The sequence below is a fragment of the Komagataeibacter kakiaceti JCM 25156 genome, from assembly GCF_000613305.1.
In genome coordinates this window covers 1-2281 of sequence record NZ_BAIO01000387.1, presented here as the reverse complement: position 1 = coordinate 2281, position 2281 = coordinate 1, and the positions used below count along the sequence as shown (strand labels likewise).

The following is a 2281-nucleotide window of genomic DNA, read 5'->3' as shown; positions in this document are numbered from 1 at the left end:
GATGGAAATGAAGCGCGGCGACGCGGTGGGCGCCCTGGAACACGCCCCGCGCCGGCTTTCGGGCCGGATTACGGTTGGCGGGCAGGAACATTTCTACCTTGAAGGGCAGATCGCCTTCGCCCGACCGGGGGAGGAGGGGGAGGTGCATGTCATTTCCTCCACCCAGCACCCGACCGAGACCCAGCACATGATCGCGCACGTGCTGGACCGCCCGGCCAACCTCGTCACCACCGAGATCCGGCGCATGGGCGGCGGTTTTGGCGGCAAGGAGACGCAGGCCAATACCTGCGCCTGCCTTGCGGCGCTGGTGGCCGACCTGACCGGGCGGCCCGCCAAGATGCGCCTTGACCGTGACGACGACATGACCATGACCGGCAAGCGGCATGATTTCGTGATCGATTACGATGTCGCTTTACCGATGAAGGCCGGATCGTGGCGGTGGACATGGTGCTGGCCGCGCGCTGCGGCTGGTCGGCCGACCTGTCCGGCCCGGTTATCGACCGCGCCCTGTTCCATGCCGACAACGCCTATTTCTACCCCGATGTGCGCCTGCGCTCCGAACCGCTGCGCACCAATACGCAGTCCAATACCGCCTATCGTGGTTTTGGCGGGCCGCAGGGTGTTGTCGCGGCCGAGCGCGTGATCGATGAAATCGCCTTCGCCACCGGGCTTGACCCGCTGGAAGTGCGCCTGCGCAATGTGTACGGCACGCTTGACCGCAACGTCACGCCCTACAACATGGTGGTCGAGGACTCGATCAGCGCCGAACTGGTGCCCCAGCTTGCCCGGCGTTGCGATTACGCCCGGCGGCGCGACGCGATCCGCGCGTTCAACGCCAGCAGCCCGTACCTGCGCCGGGGCATCGCCCTGACACCGGTCAAATTCGGCATTTCGTTTACCGCCACCCATTACAATCAGGCCGGTGCGCTGGTGCATGTCTATACCGATGGCTCGGTGCAGGTGAACCACGGCGGCACCGAAATGGGGCAGGGCCTGCACACCAAGATGGTGCAGGTGGCCATGCGCGAATTCGGGCTGAGCACGGATCAGGTGCGCATTACCGCCACCACCACGGGCAAGGTGCCCAATACATCGGCCACCGCGGCCTCCTCCGGGGCAGATCTGAATGGCATGGCGGTGCTGGACGCGGTGCGCCGCATCAAGCGCAGGCTGGTCGCCTTCGCCGCCGCCCACTGGAACGTGGGGGAAGACGCGGTGCGCTTCCTGCCCGACGGGGTGCATCTGGGGGAGAAGGTCATTCCCTTTTCGCACCTGACCCGGCAGGCCTATTTCGCGCGTGTGTCCCTGTCGGCCAACGGGTTTTACAAGACCCCGAAAATCTCATGGAACGGTGAGACGGGGCAGGGGCGGCCGTTTTACTACTTCGCCTATGGCGCGTCGTGTTCGGAGGTGGTGATCGACCTGCTGACGGGCGAGACGAAGATCGACCGTGTCGATATTCTGCACGATGCGGGGCAGTCCCTTAACCCGGCGCTGGACATCGGCCAGGTCGAAGGGGGCTTCGTGCAGGGCGCGGGATGGCTGACATGCGAGGAACTGGTGTGGGACAGGGCGGGCCGCCTGCGCACGCATGCGCCCAGCACCTATAAAATTCCCGCCTGTTCGGACCGGCCGCGTATCTTCAACGTAAACCTGCTGGAAAACGCGCCCAACCGGGAGCAGACCATCTTCCGCTCCAAGGCCGTGGGGGAGCCGCCTTTCGTGCATGGGGTTTCGGTCTTCATGGCGATATCGGATGCGCTGGCCAGTCTTGATGGCTACCGCACCTGCCCCCGGCTCGATGCGCCCGCCACGCCGGAGATGATCCTGCGCACGGTCGAGCGCATACGCCACGGCAACGCGCCTTCCACCTGAGGCCATGAGCATGACATTGCGCGCGGATCTGGCGCGATGGCGGCACGAAGGCCAGCCCATCGCCCGGATCAGCGTGTCGGCCGCGCGCGGCTCCACCCCGCGGGAGGCGGGCACGTTCATGCTGGTCACGCCCACGGCGCTGTCCGGTACGATCGGTGGGGGGGAACTGGAATGGAACGGGATTCACCGCGCCCGTGAACTGCTGGCCAGCGGCGGTGGGCCGGTTGACCTGCGCATAAGCCTGGGCGGCAGTTCGGGGCAGTGCTGCGGGGGGGAGATCGTACTGACGTTCGACCTGCCCGACGCGGCGGAACTGGACCGGATCATGGCCGGGCTGGAACGCCAGCGGATGGCGCAGCCGCTGCTGCTGCTGTTCGGCGCGGGGCATGTGGGCCGGGCGCTGGCG

1 protein-coding gene and 1 pseudogene are annotated in these 2281 nt (G+C 66.5%); both read left to right on the top strand.

The window, feature by feature from the left end:
* A pseudogene (xdhB, locus tag JCM25156_RS24685) lies at positions 1–1875 on the top strand (xanthine dehydrogenase molybdopterin binding subunit); the annotation flags it as partial.
* A 4-nt stretch (positions 1876–1879) separates the two neighbouring features.
* Positions 1880–2281 (top strand): XdhC family protein (locus JCM25156_RS14160; protein ID WP_025813594.1); only part of this gene is annotated, 402 nt, incomplete at its 3' end.